This window comes from Carnobacterium sp. 1290_CSPC (assembly GCF_001053265.1).
GTDB lineage: Bacteria > Bacillota > Bacilli > Lactobacillales > Aerococcaceae > Aerococcus > Aerococcus urinaeequi.
In genome coordinates this window covers 1-14,437 of sequence record NZ_JVVG01000037.1, presented here as the reverse complement: position 1 = coordinate 14,437, position 14,437 = coordinate 1, and the positions used below count along the sequence as shown (strand labels likewise).

The window sequence follows — 14,437 nt, the reverse complement described above, 5'->3', positions numbered from 1 at the left end:
AAGGAGTGCTCTCATGTTATATAAATATCCGTATCAATCTGAATTAGGCATCATTACATTACTAGCAAACGACCATGGATTATTGGGCGCATGGTTTGAGAATCAATCCAAATTTGGCGGTACATTTGATCTCGATAAGATAGAACCAATTGCAGAATTTCACCAATCAATGATTATTAATAAAGCGGTAAAATGGTTAAACGCATACTTCGCCAAGCAACCACTTGAAACAATCGATTTTCAATTAATGCCTCAAGGTACTGCTTTCCAACAAGATGTGTGGACTGAACTACAAAAGATTTCTTATGGCCAAGTTATTACTCTAGGCCAATTAGCTGATAGAATTGCAGCTAGACAAACTAAAGGGCGAGGATCAGTAAATGCTGTGATTGGTGCAGTAACATGTAATCCAATAGCCATTATGATTCCAAGTCACCGCGTCTTGATACCAAGCGATCAAGCAGGGAATCTACTTGCCACAAATCATTTAGGACAAGTACTTAGAAAATTTGAAAGCAGTTAATTAAAAAGCATCAAAACCAAGAGATGATTGGTTTCGATGCTTTTTCTATTGTGTTATTTTATGCCCATATATGATACGAGACCATATGACTCATACATCCTCACTAACTCTAACGGTCTAACACATATAAAACCCTGAATTCTTTGACTGTTGGTTAGTATTATAGGACAAATTAATACACAATCTTATACATATTTTCATCCCAACCAATTATAGATTCACTAAAGTAGTTTGAGTTGCTTAATTCTAATCGTATAATTATCTATTTTATTATATATATACTAAATTGGACTTATTTTTATTTAGGTCATAAAAATTTTACAATAATTTAACAAATATATAGCAAAAAGTGAAAATTGTACCTTTTATTGCGACACTAGCAACGATGACTATTTACCGGGGGGCCACTTTAGTGCTGACGGATGGTAAACCGATTACTGGCTTAGATGAAACTTTTATTTTTCAATTTATGGGTAGGGGGTACTTCTTCGGTATTCCATTCCCAATCGTAATTACCCTAGTAGTATTTGCGCTTTTATTCGTGTTACTGCATAAAATGAGCTTTGGGCGTAAAACGTTTGCGATTGGTGGTAATGAGAAAGCATCATTTATTGCCGGTGTGAAGAGTAATAAAATTAAAATCTTTGTTTATAGTATTTCAGGTGTCTTAGCTTCACTAGCAGGGATTATTTTAACCTCGCGATTAAATTCAGCACAACCTACTGCGGGTGAATCTTACGAGATGGATGCTATTGCTTCTGTTGTTTTAGGTGGTACTAGTATGTCTGTTGGTAAGGGACGTATTTTTGGTACCTTGATTGGTGCTTTAATTATTGGGACATTAAACAACGGTTTAAACCTTTTAGGAGTTTCAACTTTCTACCAACAAATTGTGAAGGGTATCGTTATTATCATCGCTGTATTAATTGACCGTCGTAAATAAAGGAGTCGAAATCAATGAAGAAAGTAGTTTTAACATTAATTTTACCAATACTACTACTGGTAGGCTGTGCGCTAGCTTTTTCACTAGAAGCGCCGGGTGGTGCAGATGAGGCAGTGGTTGAAAATATGGAGCCAGCTGAAATTACTGTGGGACTGTCAGTTTCAACATTGTCCAACCCATTTTTCGTATCACTAGAGGGGGGCGTTAATACATTAGCCACTGAAAATGGGACCCAGGTCATCTCAGTTGATGCGCAAGATGATTCCGCTAAACAATCCAATGACGTGGATGATTTAATTCAACAGGGTGTTGATGTGCTGTTAATCAACCCAGTAGATTCTGCGGCTATTACGCCAGCTGTTGAAGCTGCCAATAGTGCAGGGATACCAGTTATTCTGGTCGACCGAGCAACTGACGCCGGTGAGTTTGTGACTTTAGTAGCTTCAGATAACGTTGCGGGTGGTGAGATGGCAGCGCAATACATTGTAGACCAGGTTGGCGAGAATGCAAGTACATTGCAACTAGAAGGTGTGCCAGACGCATCAGCTACGAATGAACGTGGTGAATGATTTACCAATGTTGCTGAAGCCAGTTTGAATGTATTAGATAGTCAAACGGCTAATTTTGACCGAGCTAAAGGGTTAACTGTAATGGAAAATATGCTACAAGGAAATAGCGATGTCCAAGCTGTATTTGCGCAGAATGATGAGATGGCATTAGGGGCAATTGAAGCGATCCAAGGTGCTGGATTATCAAATCAAATTACAGTTGTCAGTTTTGATGGAGCTGAAGGTGGGTCATTAGCAGCTACAATTGCACAACAGCCGGATGAAATGGGGCGATTAGCATTACAAGCAGCCTATGACTTCTATGCAGGGCAAGAAATTCCTGAGAAAATAGACTCACCGTTGGAGTTAGTAACCAAGGATTAAGAAATATCTGAATATAAGATAAAGGATAAAGCTTTTTATTGCTTTGTCTTTTATTTGTGCTTACTATGAGATAATGTCATATATTGATAAAATTCAATTTTGAGACTAAATAGGTGAACTAAAATAGTCATAAATAAGACTGTATAAGTCATAGTGAATTTTTACAAATTTCTTATCTCATGCTCCATACTCCACATTGTCTTGTAAATAAAACTTGATTTTTTACCATTAACTCTATACTCAATTCGAAATTGAGATATCCCTTTCGCTAATTCTGGTTGTATAGCTAAGTATTCTTCCGATTAGATTGTTAATTCAGGGATAGCAGATAATTTGTAGAGTTAAGTCAATATTCATTAATTATGACTTAACTCGGTCTATAAAATTATATATATTTTAATTCTTTGAGAATTAGTGTGTATTGTCTACTTTCTCTAGGAAGATGATGAAATATTTGTTTAGATAATTTTGATTTTCTGAAAATTCGAACATTTTAATACTTTGCATTGTCTGACCTGGATATCTGATTGATGTAATTATTCGAGAGTTTTCATGTAAAGTTAAAGGGATAGAAATTGGAATTGGTTCTTCAGTGAATAATTCTTCAAAATCTGTATTGAATTTGAATTTGAATTTGAATTTTAAGTCTTATTCTATATGTTGTACATCATGTGTTACATAAAAAAATTCAACCTATCAGAATTAGCGCAGATAGGTTTTCCCAGTTAGATCAGTTAGATGTAAGATAGACAGTTGCCTAGCAAACTGAATTATTTTAGATTAATTCATTAGTTAACAAAATAAAATAGAAACAATGTTGTACAAAAATGTAAAAAGGCTTTTGGGAGAACAATGTTTATACACCCTTTTATATACATATAGGTTATATTTCGAAAGGGAAAGTCATGAAATTGTATTATGGTTGTAAATTATATTGATGGATGATTCATTTTTGAACTATAATTAAATGCAAAGATAAAACTTCTTAATTTAAAAAAATACGACTTTAAACTATTAATACTTGGTATTTTTAATTAAAGAAACTTTTGGTAATGGTTAGAAATGATTTAGGATAATTGGGAGGAAAAATGGAAAAAGTATACACACCTTATGATTTATGGCTATTGTTTAAAAAATACTTTATTAGAATTCTAAATATGGGGATTATCGGTGCAACTTTAGCAGCGATAGTGGTCATGTTTTTCGTCGAGCCACAATAGTCATCTCAAGCGCAGTTGATTGTAAATCAACGTAGTAGTCAGGATACTTCAATTCAATATAACGAAGTACAAACTAACGTAACTTTAGTCAGTACCTACAGAGATATTATCTTAGGAGATGGTGTGCTAACGGAAGTGAACAATAGTTTGGATGGAAAATTTACAGTTCCTCAACTACGGAATGCTTTAAGTGTTGAACAATCTACTTATTCTCAAGCTTTTAACATTTCTGCAACGATGGATACACCTGGAGATGCGCAAAATATTGTAAATAGTGCGATCACGGAATTTGAAAAAACATTGATAAGTATTTATGGTGATGATGTCTCAAATTTATATGTAGTTTCGTCAGCTACGTTCAACCCATCTCCAGTGTCACCTAATGTAGTACAAGTAACCATAATTGGTGGGCTCCTTGGAGCAATGATTATGGTGACTATCGCACTTGTTATTGAATTATTAGATAGCAGAGTGAAATCTAGTGACGACCTTATAGATCTACAAATGGTTAAACTAGGAGAAATTTTTGAACTAAGTGAAGATCAGAAAGAGCATTGTCGAGTACAAAGTACTATCTCTACTAAAAACAGAGGAAGAAGGGTGTAAATCATGTTTAATTTTAGAAGTAAGAAAAAGCAACAAAAACTAGAAAATGAACAAAAATTAGGATCACCTTTAGTAACATACTTCGAACCTATGTCAGCAGTAGCGGAACAGTATAAAACGATTCGAACTAATATTGAGTTTGCACAAATTAGCAGTTCAGTTAAGAGTATTGCAGTTACCTCTTCTATATCTATGGAGGGGAAGTCAACGACTGTTGTTAACTTGGCTTATACATACGCTCAAACTGGGAAGAAAGTATTAATTGTAGATAGTGATCTGCGTAAGCCAACTGTTCACCGGACGTTTAAGTTGAATAATGAACTAGGATTAACGACATTATTAGCGAATCCAGAATTAAAGTTTAATCAAGTAGTTCAAAAGTCTAAGGAATTAGGACTATATTTCTTACCTTCAGGACCTATGCCACCCAATCCTACTGAATTGATTGGGTCAACTCAAATGGCAAGTTTAATGCAAGAGTTGTCTAATAACTTTGATATGGTTATCTATGATACACCGCCTGTTAATTCAGTGACAGATGCTCAAATTATTGCGAGTAGAGTCGATGGTGTGATCTTAGTGGCTCGCCAAAACTTCGCACGTAAAGAATTAGTTAGAGAAGCCAAGCAAACCTTAGAAAATGTTAAAGCAAATATATTAGGCTTTGTTATTAATAATGTGCCCTTTGAAGAAGGAAAAGGGTATGGATACTATGCTTATGGCTTAGAGGAAGATGAAAAATGATTATAGACTTGCATTCTCATCTCATACCTGGTGTGGATGATGGAGCTCAAACCATCGAACAATCAATTGAATTAGCCAGGCAAGCTGTTGATGAAGGGGTTGAACATATGGTTCTAACACCTCATCATCGTAACGGTAAGTATATTAATTATAAGGCAGATGTACTCGAAGTAGCGAATACTCTGCAAGAGGCATACAATCAAGCTAACGTGAATCTAAAAGTCTATGCAACCCAGGAAATTCGTTTAACCGACAAGTTCCTGGATGATTTGTATAATGGGGAGCTACTATCGTTAGATGCCGCTGGAAAGTATTATTTGATTGAGTTTCCTTCTGATAGAGTACCTTCCAATGCTAAGCAAGTCGTACAAGAATTAATCGATGATGGAATTACACCAATAATTGCTCATCCGGAACGAAACCATGAATTATCAAGTGATCTAAATCTGTTGTATCAACTAGTCCAGATGGGGTGTTTATCGCAAATAACAACATCAAGTTATTCAGGTTACTATGGTAAGACACTGGTCGCGAACAGTCAATAAATGATTCAACATAATCTAGCTCACATATTAGCTTCAGATGTTCATCATATGAAGCACCGGCCAATGAATGTTCAAGTTGCTTTTGAGCGATTAGAGAAAGAATACGGACAAGAAGCTGTCCAATACTTTAAAGATAATGCACGAAACATCTTTAACGGGTACAAAGTCAACAAAAAGAAACCAATTGAGCCAAAGAAACCGCGTAAGAAGTGGTTTGGGTTATTCTAGAATAAGGAGCAAGCGATGTATACTATCATAAAGAGAATGATTGATTTTATCTTATCATTAATAGCGATTATCATACTAAGTCCAATTTTTTTAGTGTTAGCAATATGGATCAAAATAGATTCTCCTGGCCCCGTATTCTTTAAGCAAAAACGTATTGGGAAAAATCGTACATTCTTTCAAATTTATAAGTTTAGAACGATGCGTTCAGATACACCTAAAGATACACCCACGCATATGCTGAATGATCCAGCAACGTTTATTACAAGGTCGGGACATTTTTTACGTAAAACAAGTCTCGATGAATTACCTCAACTAATTAATATTCTAAAAGGGGAGATGGCTATTATTGGTCCAAGACCAGCACTTTGGAATCAAGATGACTTAGCAGATGAACGCGATAAGTCTGGTGCGAACGATGTCTTGCCAGGATTATCAGGATGGGCTCAGATTAATGGACGAGATGAACTACCCATCCCTATTAAAGCCAAGTTAGACGGCGACTATGTTGACAACATGAGCTTTGCCTTTGATCTAAAGTGTTTCTTTGGAACAATCAGTAGTGTTCTAAGAACCGATGGAGTAGTCGAAGGTGGAACCGGGGTTATTGAGAAAGCTAAGAGAGAGATTAAGGATTAACAACTTCATAAGAAATGTAAGCCTGAAATATCGGGGTTGCGTTGTTTTTTATTAACACTTAAGTATAGAAATATTCTTATATTTAAATGTGGATTACTATGTTGATTCTATGGTTGTATCTTTATAATATAGTTTTATTTGAAAAAAAATGAAATTTGTTAATCATTAATACGTAAGTGAATTATAACTATTAGGTAACTTATTTATTAGATAAATTTCAATCAGAAGGAGGATATGATGGTTTCAGATATTACTGTTATCATTTTAACAAAAAATGAAGAGAAAAATATTGAGGATTGTTTAAAATCTCTAAAAAACTTTGCAAAACGAATAGTAATTGTAGATAGCGGAAGTACTGACAAAACAATTGAAATTGCAAATAAGTATAATGTGGACGTTTATTTTCATGATTTTGAGAATTATGCTAAGCAGTTTAATTGGGGAATAGATAATACAAATATTAGTACGCATTGGACAATGAGACTAGATGCAGATGAAAGATTAACACCAGAATTATGCCTAGAATTAGAAAATTTAATGAACATAAACAAGAATACAACCATTAATGGGATAACAATGGAAGCTTGGTTATATTTTATGGGAAAAAAAATAAAATATGGTGGTCCAAAAAAAAGAAAATTAATGGTTTTTAAAACTGGTATTGGAAGAATCGAAGATCGTAACATGGATGAACATACTATTTTAAAGAAAGGTGATTCTATTGCAGCAAAAGAAAAATTCCTTCATTATGACTTTAAAAATTTAACTTTTTTTATAGATAAGCTAAATTGGTATGCAAGTCGAGAAGTTTTAGATTATTTCGATTATATAAATCAAGATTTGGATGAAAATCTTAAAGATAAAGCAATACTTTCAACAAGAAAAAAGAAATTTGGTTTTTATTATAAATTTCCTATGTTTATTAGAAGTTGGTTATTGTTTATTTATTTTTACATTTTTAGATTAGGATTTCTTGATGGTAAAGAAGGTTTTATTTACCATTATTTGTATCAAAGATGGTACAGAATGTTGGTAGATGCAAAAATATACGAAAAAATTCAAAAAAAATAAAAATATATTTGAGGATGGTTATTAATGAAAATTGGAATTTTATCAATGCAACGAATAGTTAATTATGGCTCATTTTTACAATCATATGGATTAAAGAATATTTTAGAAGAATTAGGACATGAAGTTGAATTTGTTGATTATAAAATCGATAAACCTTTATTAGCATCAAAAGGAGATAAAAAAAATTATTATAAAGAAGTAGTACGTAATAAAATGATTGATATTGTTAGTAATAGCAAGTTACTAACTAAATTATTACCTGAAAAGCATAGAGAAGTAATTGAAAATATAAATAAATACAAAACTGAATTTTTACCGCTAATAGGTGTAACTGAAAGAAAAAATTACAATCCAAAACTAGATGCTTTAATAATTGGTAGCGATGAAGTTTTTAATGTCTTTCAAAAATCTTCAAGGGTAGGTTATTCGTTAGAGCTATTAGGGAAAAATAATAATGCGAATAAGTTAATTAGTTACGCAGCGTCTTTTGGTAACACAAGTATTGATAAAATTAAAAGTTTTAGCAAACGTGATGAGATTAGAGAATGCCTTTTACAGTTTGATGGTATTTCAGTAAGAGATGAGAATTCAAGTAGGATTGTTACAGAGTTAACTGGAATTAAACCTAATTCAAATTTTGATCCGGTATTGATGTATGACTTTTCAAAGGAGATACCAGTTGTAAATATTAAACCAGGCTATGTAATTGTGTATGCATATAGAAACAGATTAAGTGAAAATGATATACAAGCAATTATTGAATTTGCAAAAAGTAAGAATAAAAAAATTATTGGGCTAGGGGGCTATCAGGATTTTGTTGATGAATATATAAATGCTTCGCCATTTGAATTACTTAGTTATGTAAAAAATGCAGACTATGTGATTACTGATACTTTTCATGGTACTATTTTTTCAATCATTAATCACAAGAAATTTGTTTCACTAATCAGGGTATCAAAAGATGGTTCTTACGGTAATCAAGAAAAAATGGAAGATTTATTAAATAAGTTTGGATTAAGTTCAAGAGGAGTATATGATCCAAATCAAATTAAAACTATAATAGATCAAGAAATTGACTATAATTCAGTGGAAAATATAAGAAAGCAAGGTGTAAAAAATACCTTGGCATTTTTAAGTGAACATTTAAATAAATAATGGAGGCTATAATGGATGGAATAAGCGTTATAATACCTTGTTATAATTGCTCAGATACAATAATTAGAACTCTACAATCTTTGGAAAATCAAGAATTTAAAAATTTCGAAGTAGTAATAATAAATGATGGTTCAACAGATGATACGGAATATAAAATAATAGGATTTTCAAAATCGTCAGAACTAAATATTTCTTATTTTTCTCAAGTAAACATGGGAGTAAGTGCATCACGTAATAGAGGGATTATAAAAGCAAAAAATAATTTAATTATGTTTTTAGATAGTGATGATGTTTATCATCCACAACTGATGCAAATATTATTTGAGACTATAACTACAAAAGTAGCAGATACAGCATATTGCTATTTCACAAGGAATTTAAATGAAAAATTTTACACTGATTACAAACAAGATGATTTTGATATTCAAAAACAAACTCAAGAAGACTGTATGAATGACTTGCTATTTAATAAAGGTAAAATAGCTTTTACAAATTTTATTTATAGAAAAGCCATACTTATAAAAAATGAAATAATTTTTCCTGTAAATAGAATAACTGGTGAAGATTTAGAGTTTATTTGGAAATACTTATGTCATTGCCAAAAAATCTATAAAATTAACAATGAACTTTATGGATATTTTTATGTTGATAATTCAGCCACTAATAGAGTTTTTTGGGAAAGAACAGACTCACTTGAATCATTTAAAAATATTGAAAAATATCTTGTGAAAAATAATGTTATGTTTGCAGAAACTTATCAAAATTATATTTACTCAAGAGTAATCTGGTCATATGCCAAAACTTTTGCTAGAGGTAATAGAAAAGATTTATTTAATAGATTATCTGTTGAATTTAAAGTTAAAGACCATATGAGAAATATGATTTTTAATAGTAGAGATATAGCAGTAAGTATTACGGCTGCTATGTATTGCTTACAACCTTCTTTATTTTTTTATTTTGTTAGGTTTATATTCAATATTAAGGAAGTAAAATAAAATGATTTTATATATGTCGCTGTTAATCAGTTCTATTATTTTAGGAATTCTTATTCCTAATCTTGAAAAAAATAAAAAATTATACCTTTTAATTATTTTTTTAATTCTTGCTCTTATTTCCGGGTTAAGAGATAAAAGTGTAGGGTTGGATACTTATAATTATACAGATTTATTTTTTAAATATATTGATACTAATAAATTAACAACGTCTTTTCAAAATATTAGATTGGAAAAAGGATATATTTTATTAAATTATATAATAGGTATATTTACTGATAATGCTCAAGCAGTATTAATGATATCGAGCCTGTTTATTAATTATTCATTTGCGAGATTAATTTATAAGTACTCTAATAATGTTGCTATCTCAACCGTAATTTATATTATTTTTTTCTATCAATCAACAATGAATACAATGAGACAGTACATTGCTCTTTCAATATTCTTCTTTGGAATTGATTATTTACTAAAAAATGAAAAGTTGAAGTATTTATTAATTGTTGTTTTAGCAAGTCAATTTCATAGTAGTGCATGGATACTTATTGTATTAATAATAGTAACATTTGGATCAATAATGCAAAACAGGAAAGTTCTGTTACTATTATCCGTCGGATCTATTATAGTTATGAATTATTTTAATGAGTTACTAGAAATTTTTGTTAGGATTTTTCCAGTTTATCAGAGACTGTTAGTCTCTGATTTGTATACAAGTGAATCTCAAATTTCAATATTATGGATGATTATTTATGCTGCTATTCTAATCTTAGGAATTCACCAAGTACGTATGCCACTAAAAGAAAGAATTGAAAATAGTGAAGTTATACGACGTAAGAATGCATATAATGTATTTTTAGTAGTTTGGCATATCTTATTTATCATAAGCTATGTATTTTCTAATAGGATTTGGATTGCTAATAGAATACTGGTTTATTTTAAACCAGTATTAATTTTAATAGTGCCTTCGTTAATGGTTGGTTATAAATTTAAATTCAGGAGATCGCTTATCGGGATATTATTTTTATTTCTATTAATCATTTTTGCTATTGTTTGGTCATACACTATGTTTATTACTGATCCACACGGTGTAATGCCATATAGATTTTTTTTGGAATAGGAAGGGAGATTAATGATTTTTCTTAGTATAGTTGTACCAGTATATAATGTCGAAGAGTATTTAGAAAGATGTGTTAAAAGTCTGGTTAATCAAACATACGATAATATAGAAGTAATTTTGGTAGATGATGGAAGTACTGATAATAGTGGAAGTTTATGCGATGAATTTCAAAGAAATTATAAACATGTAACAACGTTTCATAAGGAAAATGGTGGATTATCTGATGCGAGAAACTATGGCTTAAAGAGAGCTAAAGGTCAATACATATTATTTGTGGATTCTGATGATTATATTGAGTTAAACACTTGTGAAAAATTCCAAGAGATTTCAGCTAATAAAGATGCAGATGTAATCGTTGGAGGGGCAATAAAAATTTTAAAAGATGAAAGAAAAATAATTGCTCATACCCACATTGATAATAAGAATGTGGTTTCAGGAGCACATTTTTTAGAGTCAGAATTAAAGAATAAATCAATGCATATGCCTGCTTGGCTTAATCTATACAAAAAAGATTTTCTCTCAAATAATGATTTATTCTTTAAAAAAGGAATATTACATGAAGATGAAGAATTTGTGCCTAGAGTTTTTCTTAAGGCAACAAGAGTAATATCTTCTGATATACTATTTTATAATTATATAATTAGAGAGGGATCAATTACTTCACAGAGTAATCAGTTAAAAAATATTAGGAGTATATTGGAAATAGTTCAGTCGCTAGAACCAATGTATAATTCACTTGAGAATAAGGCTTTAAAAAAAATGCTGGAAAACCATTCGGTTAATATTCTTATAAATGGATATTATAAAAATGATTTTAACGCACTTTTAAATTTTAAGTTGATTGATATAGGCTTTATACTAAGAAATTCAAATAATTTTAAAATGAAAATAAAATCTATTATATTTCTTTTGAGATTGGTATTATTTGATAAATTTTCAAAGAAAGGAAAATAAAGTGGCGAATGATATTTCAAAGAATAAAGTAAACAATGCACTTAAATTTTCCTCTATAGGAGAAATATTAGCAAGAATCTTAACGCCTCTAGTTAATATGATACTTGCTAGGTTACTAGCGCCTGAGTATTTCGGTGTAATAACTACAATAAATATGATTATTAGTTTCGTAGATATGTTTTCTGATGCAGGATTCCAAAAGTATATTGTTCAACATAACTTTAAAAATGATGATTCAAAGATTTTAGCCCTAAATGTTGCTTTTTGGTCAAACTTATCTTTATCAATTTTCCTTTGGATTATTATTATTGTTTTTAGAGACAGTATAGCTACCATGCTCGGTAACGAAGGATTAGGTAATGCAATTGCAATAGCATGTTTGCAACTTGTAATTTCTTCTTTTTCAAGTATACAAACAGCAAATTATAGAAGAGAATTAAATTATAAAGTGATTTTTAAGTCCAGAATAGCCTCATCAATTGTGCCATTTTTCATTACAATTCCTTTAGCTTATCTAGATTTTAAATATTGGTCACTAATAATGGGAAATACTATAGCATTATTAATTAATGCAATAATATTAAATTACTATTCAGATTGGAGACCAAAATTAGTTTTTAATTTTAATATTTTGAAAGAAATGTTATCTTATGGAATATGGACTTTATTAGATTCAGTAACTTCTTGGCTTTCAACATGGGTAGATGTTTTAATTATAGGAAGCACTTTTTCTGGTTATTATCTTGGTCTTTATAAAAATTCATTGAATATGGTAAATTCTTTAATGGCAATTGTGACTGCTTCAGTTTTACCAATTTTATTTGCCACTCTTTCTAGAATGCAAAATGATGATGAGAAATTTCAAAGAACATATTTTAACATGCAAAAAATGGTTGCATACTTGATTTTTCCAATGGGAGTTGGGGTTTTTATCTATCGGAGTTTAGCCACTGATTTAATGTTTGGAGAGGGATGGGAAGAAGCAAGTAACATTGTAGGAAGCTGGGCTCTAATTTTAGTGATAGGGATAGTATATTCAAATTTTAATGGTGAAGTATATAGAGCAAAAGGTGCTCCAAAGATTTCATTCATCTATCAAATAACACATTTACTGTTCTTAATTCCCGTATTAATTTATTCTAGATCTCTAGGATTTTGGCCATTGGTCTATTCTAGAATTTTAATTAGGCTACAAGGTGCAATCACCGGTTTTATTTTTATGAAACTATTTATGAAGTTCGAAATAAAGGATATGTTATTCAATTTAAATAAACCTTTACTTTGCACTTTACTTATGTATTTATTATCGCTATTATTAAAACCACTTGAAACATCTATCGTGCATAGTTTTATTAATATACTTTTATTAATATTAGCTTATGTAATTTCTTTAAGATTTGTTTCAAAAAATGACTATGATGCATTTTTAGGTTTAGTAAAAGGTACATTTATTAGTAGAATTAATAAATTGGGGGTAAAAAATGGAAAGTAACAATGAAGAAAGCGTAGTCCAAAATAAACAGAATAAAAGTCTTTTTAATAGACTTAGAACGGTAGTCGAATCCGTACTTACTGATAAACAAATTAGACAAGTTAAACAATTATTATATAAAAGTAGATTAAATAAAGCTTACAAGTTTGATCAAAAGATTTATTCAAATAATTCATTTGGGTTTGTACCGGAATATACTTTGGACAATTTAAGAGGGAAAATAACTTTGCATTATCACTCAATTGAGAAGGGTATGAGTAATAAAAATATTCGATTAGGTTTTGGTCAAAGAGCTTTTAGAGATTTATTTTATAGTATGGATAGTTTTATGGAACTAGGATATCCTTCTGATGATGAGAGATTCCTTAGTGCGGTTAATATAATAAGAGCGTATGTAAAGTATCATGATGATCATAATTTTGAAGTTGAAAATGTTAGAGAGCACTTGACTCGATACTTAAAATATTGCGAAAATCAAGAATTAAATGATCCAAAACCAAATAGAACCGTAAATTTAGAAAATATTAAAAATACACTAAATTATCCTTTTGACCAATTTTCAAGCAGTAGAATGAGTGTTCGTGATTACGAAAATTCAATAGTTAATCTAGAATTAGTAGAGGAAGCTATTAATATTGCATCACATACACCTTCAGTTTGTAATAGACAGCCATGGAAAGTGTATGTAATTGAAAATAAGGATAAAATAGTAGAAGCGTTAAATATTCAAAAAGGACTTAATTTGAATGAAAGAAATAATGTTCCTTTACTCTTAGCAATAACCGTCGATACATCTTATTATTCTAGTGATAAGGAGAGAAATGAACCATTCGTAGATGGAGGTTTGTTTTCAATGTCTTTATTATATGCACTTCATTTTAAGGGGTTAGCTGCTTGTTCACTAAATGCTAATATGAGTAACAAAGATTTAATTGAAGAGCATAAGTTATTAGGTACTAAAAATTCAGAAAGATTAATAATGTTTGTTTCTGTTGGAAATTATACTGAAAAAGTTATAGCTCCCTTATCAGATAGAGATTCATTTGAAAATTATATTAAATATGTTAGATAGATTATTAATATTAATATTTTAAGTCGCTATAATTACCCCACAACATAAGAATTTTAAGAAAGTAGAATATGTTCTAAGTATTAAAAATATACTATTGTATAGTTAATATTTAAAGTAGTTACACATCTTATAGGAACTTCCATTTTTGGGTTCTTTTACAAATAGTGTTGGTAAATAATTTCAAATATCGCGAATACGTTATTTAGT

Annotated in this window: 14 protein-coding genes and 2 pseudogenes; all 16 read left to right on the top strand. The window is 30.5% G+C overall.

The window, feature by feature from the left end; translation table 11 throughout:
* Positions 1-13 precede the first annotated feature (13 nt).
* The 16 genes and pseudogenes from AC973_RS02965 (at position 14) to AC973_RS02900 (ending at position 14,230) form a co-directional block, all read left to right on the top strand.
* Entirely contained in the window at positions 14-523 is a 510-nt protein-coding gene (locus AC973_RS02965; protein WP_048727074.1) for a methylated-DNA--[protein]-cysteine S-methyltransferase, read from the top strand.
* Positions 524-875: 352 nt separating this feature from the next.
* Positions 876-1,466: pseudogene (locus AC973_RS02960) on the top strand (ABC transporter permease); the annotation flags it as partial.
* A gap of 14 nt (positions 1,467-1,480) precedes the next feature.
* Positions 1,481-2,398 (top strand): annotated as a pseudogene (locus AC973_RS02955) (substrate-binding domain-containing protein).
* Positions 2,399-3,486: 1,088 nt separating this feature from the next.
* On the top strand, positions 3,487-3,618 hold the full coding sequence (locus tag AC973_RS10090) for a hypothetical protein (protein WP_286131738.1): 132 nt from the start codon (positions 3,487-3,489) through the stop codon (positions 3,616-3,618).
* Positions 3,619-3,633: 15 nt separating this feature from the next.
* On the top strand, positions 3,634-4,224 hold the full coding sequence (locus tag AC973_RS02950; RefSeq protein ID WP_225968922.1) for a YveK family protein: 591 nt from the start codon (positions 3,634-3,636) through the stop codon (positions 4,222-4,224).
* A 3-nt stretch (positions 4,225-4,227) separates the two neighbouring features.
* Positions 4,228-4,968, top strand: coding sequence for a CpsD/CapB family tyrosine-protein kinase (locus AC973_RS02945; RefSeq protein WP_048727070.1), 741 nt, complete (start codon positions 4,228-4,230; stop codon positions 4,966-4,968).
* The gene (locus AC973_RS02940; protein WP_107069889.1) at positions 4,965-5,513 is read left to right on the top strand and encodes a tyrosine-protein phosphatase; all 549 of its coding nucleotides are present in this window, start codon (positions 4,965-4,967) and stop codon (positions 5,511-5,513) included. The genes AC973_RS02945 and AC973_RS02940 overlap by 4 nt, the downstream gene beginning before the upstream one ends.
* Positions 5,514-5,741, top strand: a complete 228-nt coding sequence (locus AC973_RS09825; protein WP_157850739.1) for a hypothetical protein — start codon at positions 5,514-5,516, stop codon at positions 5,739-5,741.
* 15 nt (positions 5,742-5,756) lie between these two features.
* Positions 5,757-6,377, top strand: coding sequence for a sugar transferase (locus AC973_RS02935; RefSeq protein ID WP_048727066.1), 621 nt, complete (start codon positions 5,757-5,759; stop codon positions 6,375-6,377).
* A gap of 234 nt (positions 6,378-6,611) precedes the next feature.
* Positions 6,612-7,448, top strand: a complete 837-nt coding sequence (locus tag AC973_RS02930; RefSeq protein ID WP_225968921.1) for a glycosyltransferase family 2 protein — start codon at positions 6,612-6,614, stop codon at positions 7,446-7,448.
* A gap of 24 nt (positions 7,449-7,472) precedes the next feature.
* Complete coding sequence (locus AC973_RS02925) at positions 7,473-8,603, top strand: polysaccharide pyruvyl transferase family protein (RefSeq protein WP_048727058.1); 1,131 nt, start codon at positions 7,473-7,475, stop codon at positions 8,601-8,603.
* Between the two features lie 11 nt (positions 8,604-8,614).
* Positions 8,615-9,598 (top strand): glycosyltransferase family 2 protein, encoded by a 984-nt coding sequence (locus tag AC973_RS02920; protein ID WP_048727055.1) that lies wholly within the window; start codon positions 8,615-8,617, stop codon positions 9,596-9,598.
* 1 nt (position 9,599) lies between these two features.
* Complete coding sequence (locus AC973_RS02915; protein WP_048727054.1) at positions 9,600-10,712, top strand: EpsG family protein; 1,113 nt, start codon at positions 9,600-9,602, stop codon at positions 10,710-10,712.
* Positions 10,713-10,724: 12 nt separating this feature from the next.
* Positions 10,725-11,666, top strand: a complete 942-nt coding sequence (locus AC973_RS02910; RefSeq protein WP_048727051.1) for a glycosyltransferase — start codon at positions 10,725-10,727, stop codon at positions 11,664-11,666.
* A gap of 1 nt (position 11,667) precedes the next feature.
* Positions 11,668-13,158 (top strand): lipopolysaccharide biosynthesis protein, encoded by a 1,491-nt coding sequence (locus AC973_RS02905; RefSeq protein ID WP_065419853.1) that lies wholly within the window; start codon positions 11,668-11,670, stop codon positions 13,156-13,158.
* Positions 13,148-14,230 (top strand): nitroreductase family protein, encoded by a 1,083-nt coding sequence (locus tag AC973_RS02900; protein ID WP_048727048.1) that lies wholly within the window; start codon positions 13,148-13,150, stop codon positions 14,228-14,230. Before AC973_RS02905 ends, AC973_RS02900 begins: the two co-directional genes overlap by 11 nt.
* The last annotated feature ends 207 nt before the right edge of the window (positions 14,231-14,437 follow it).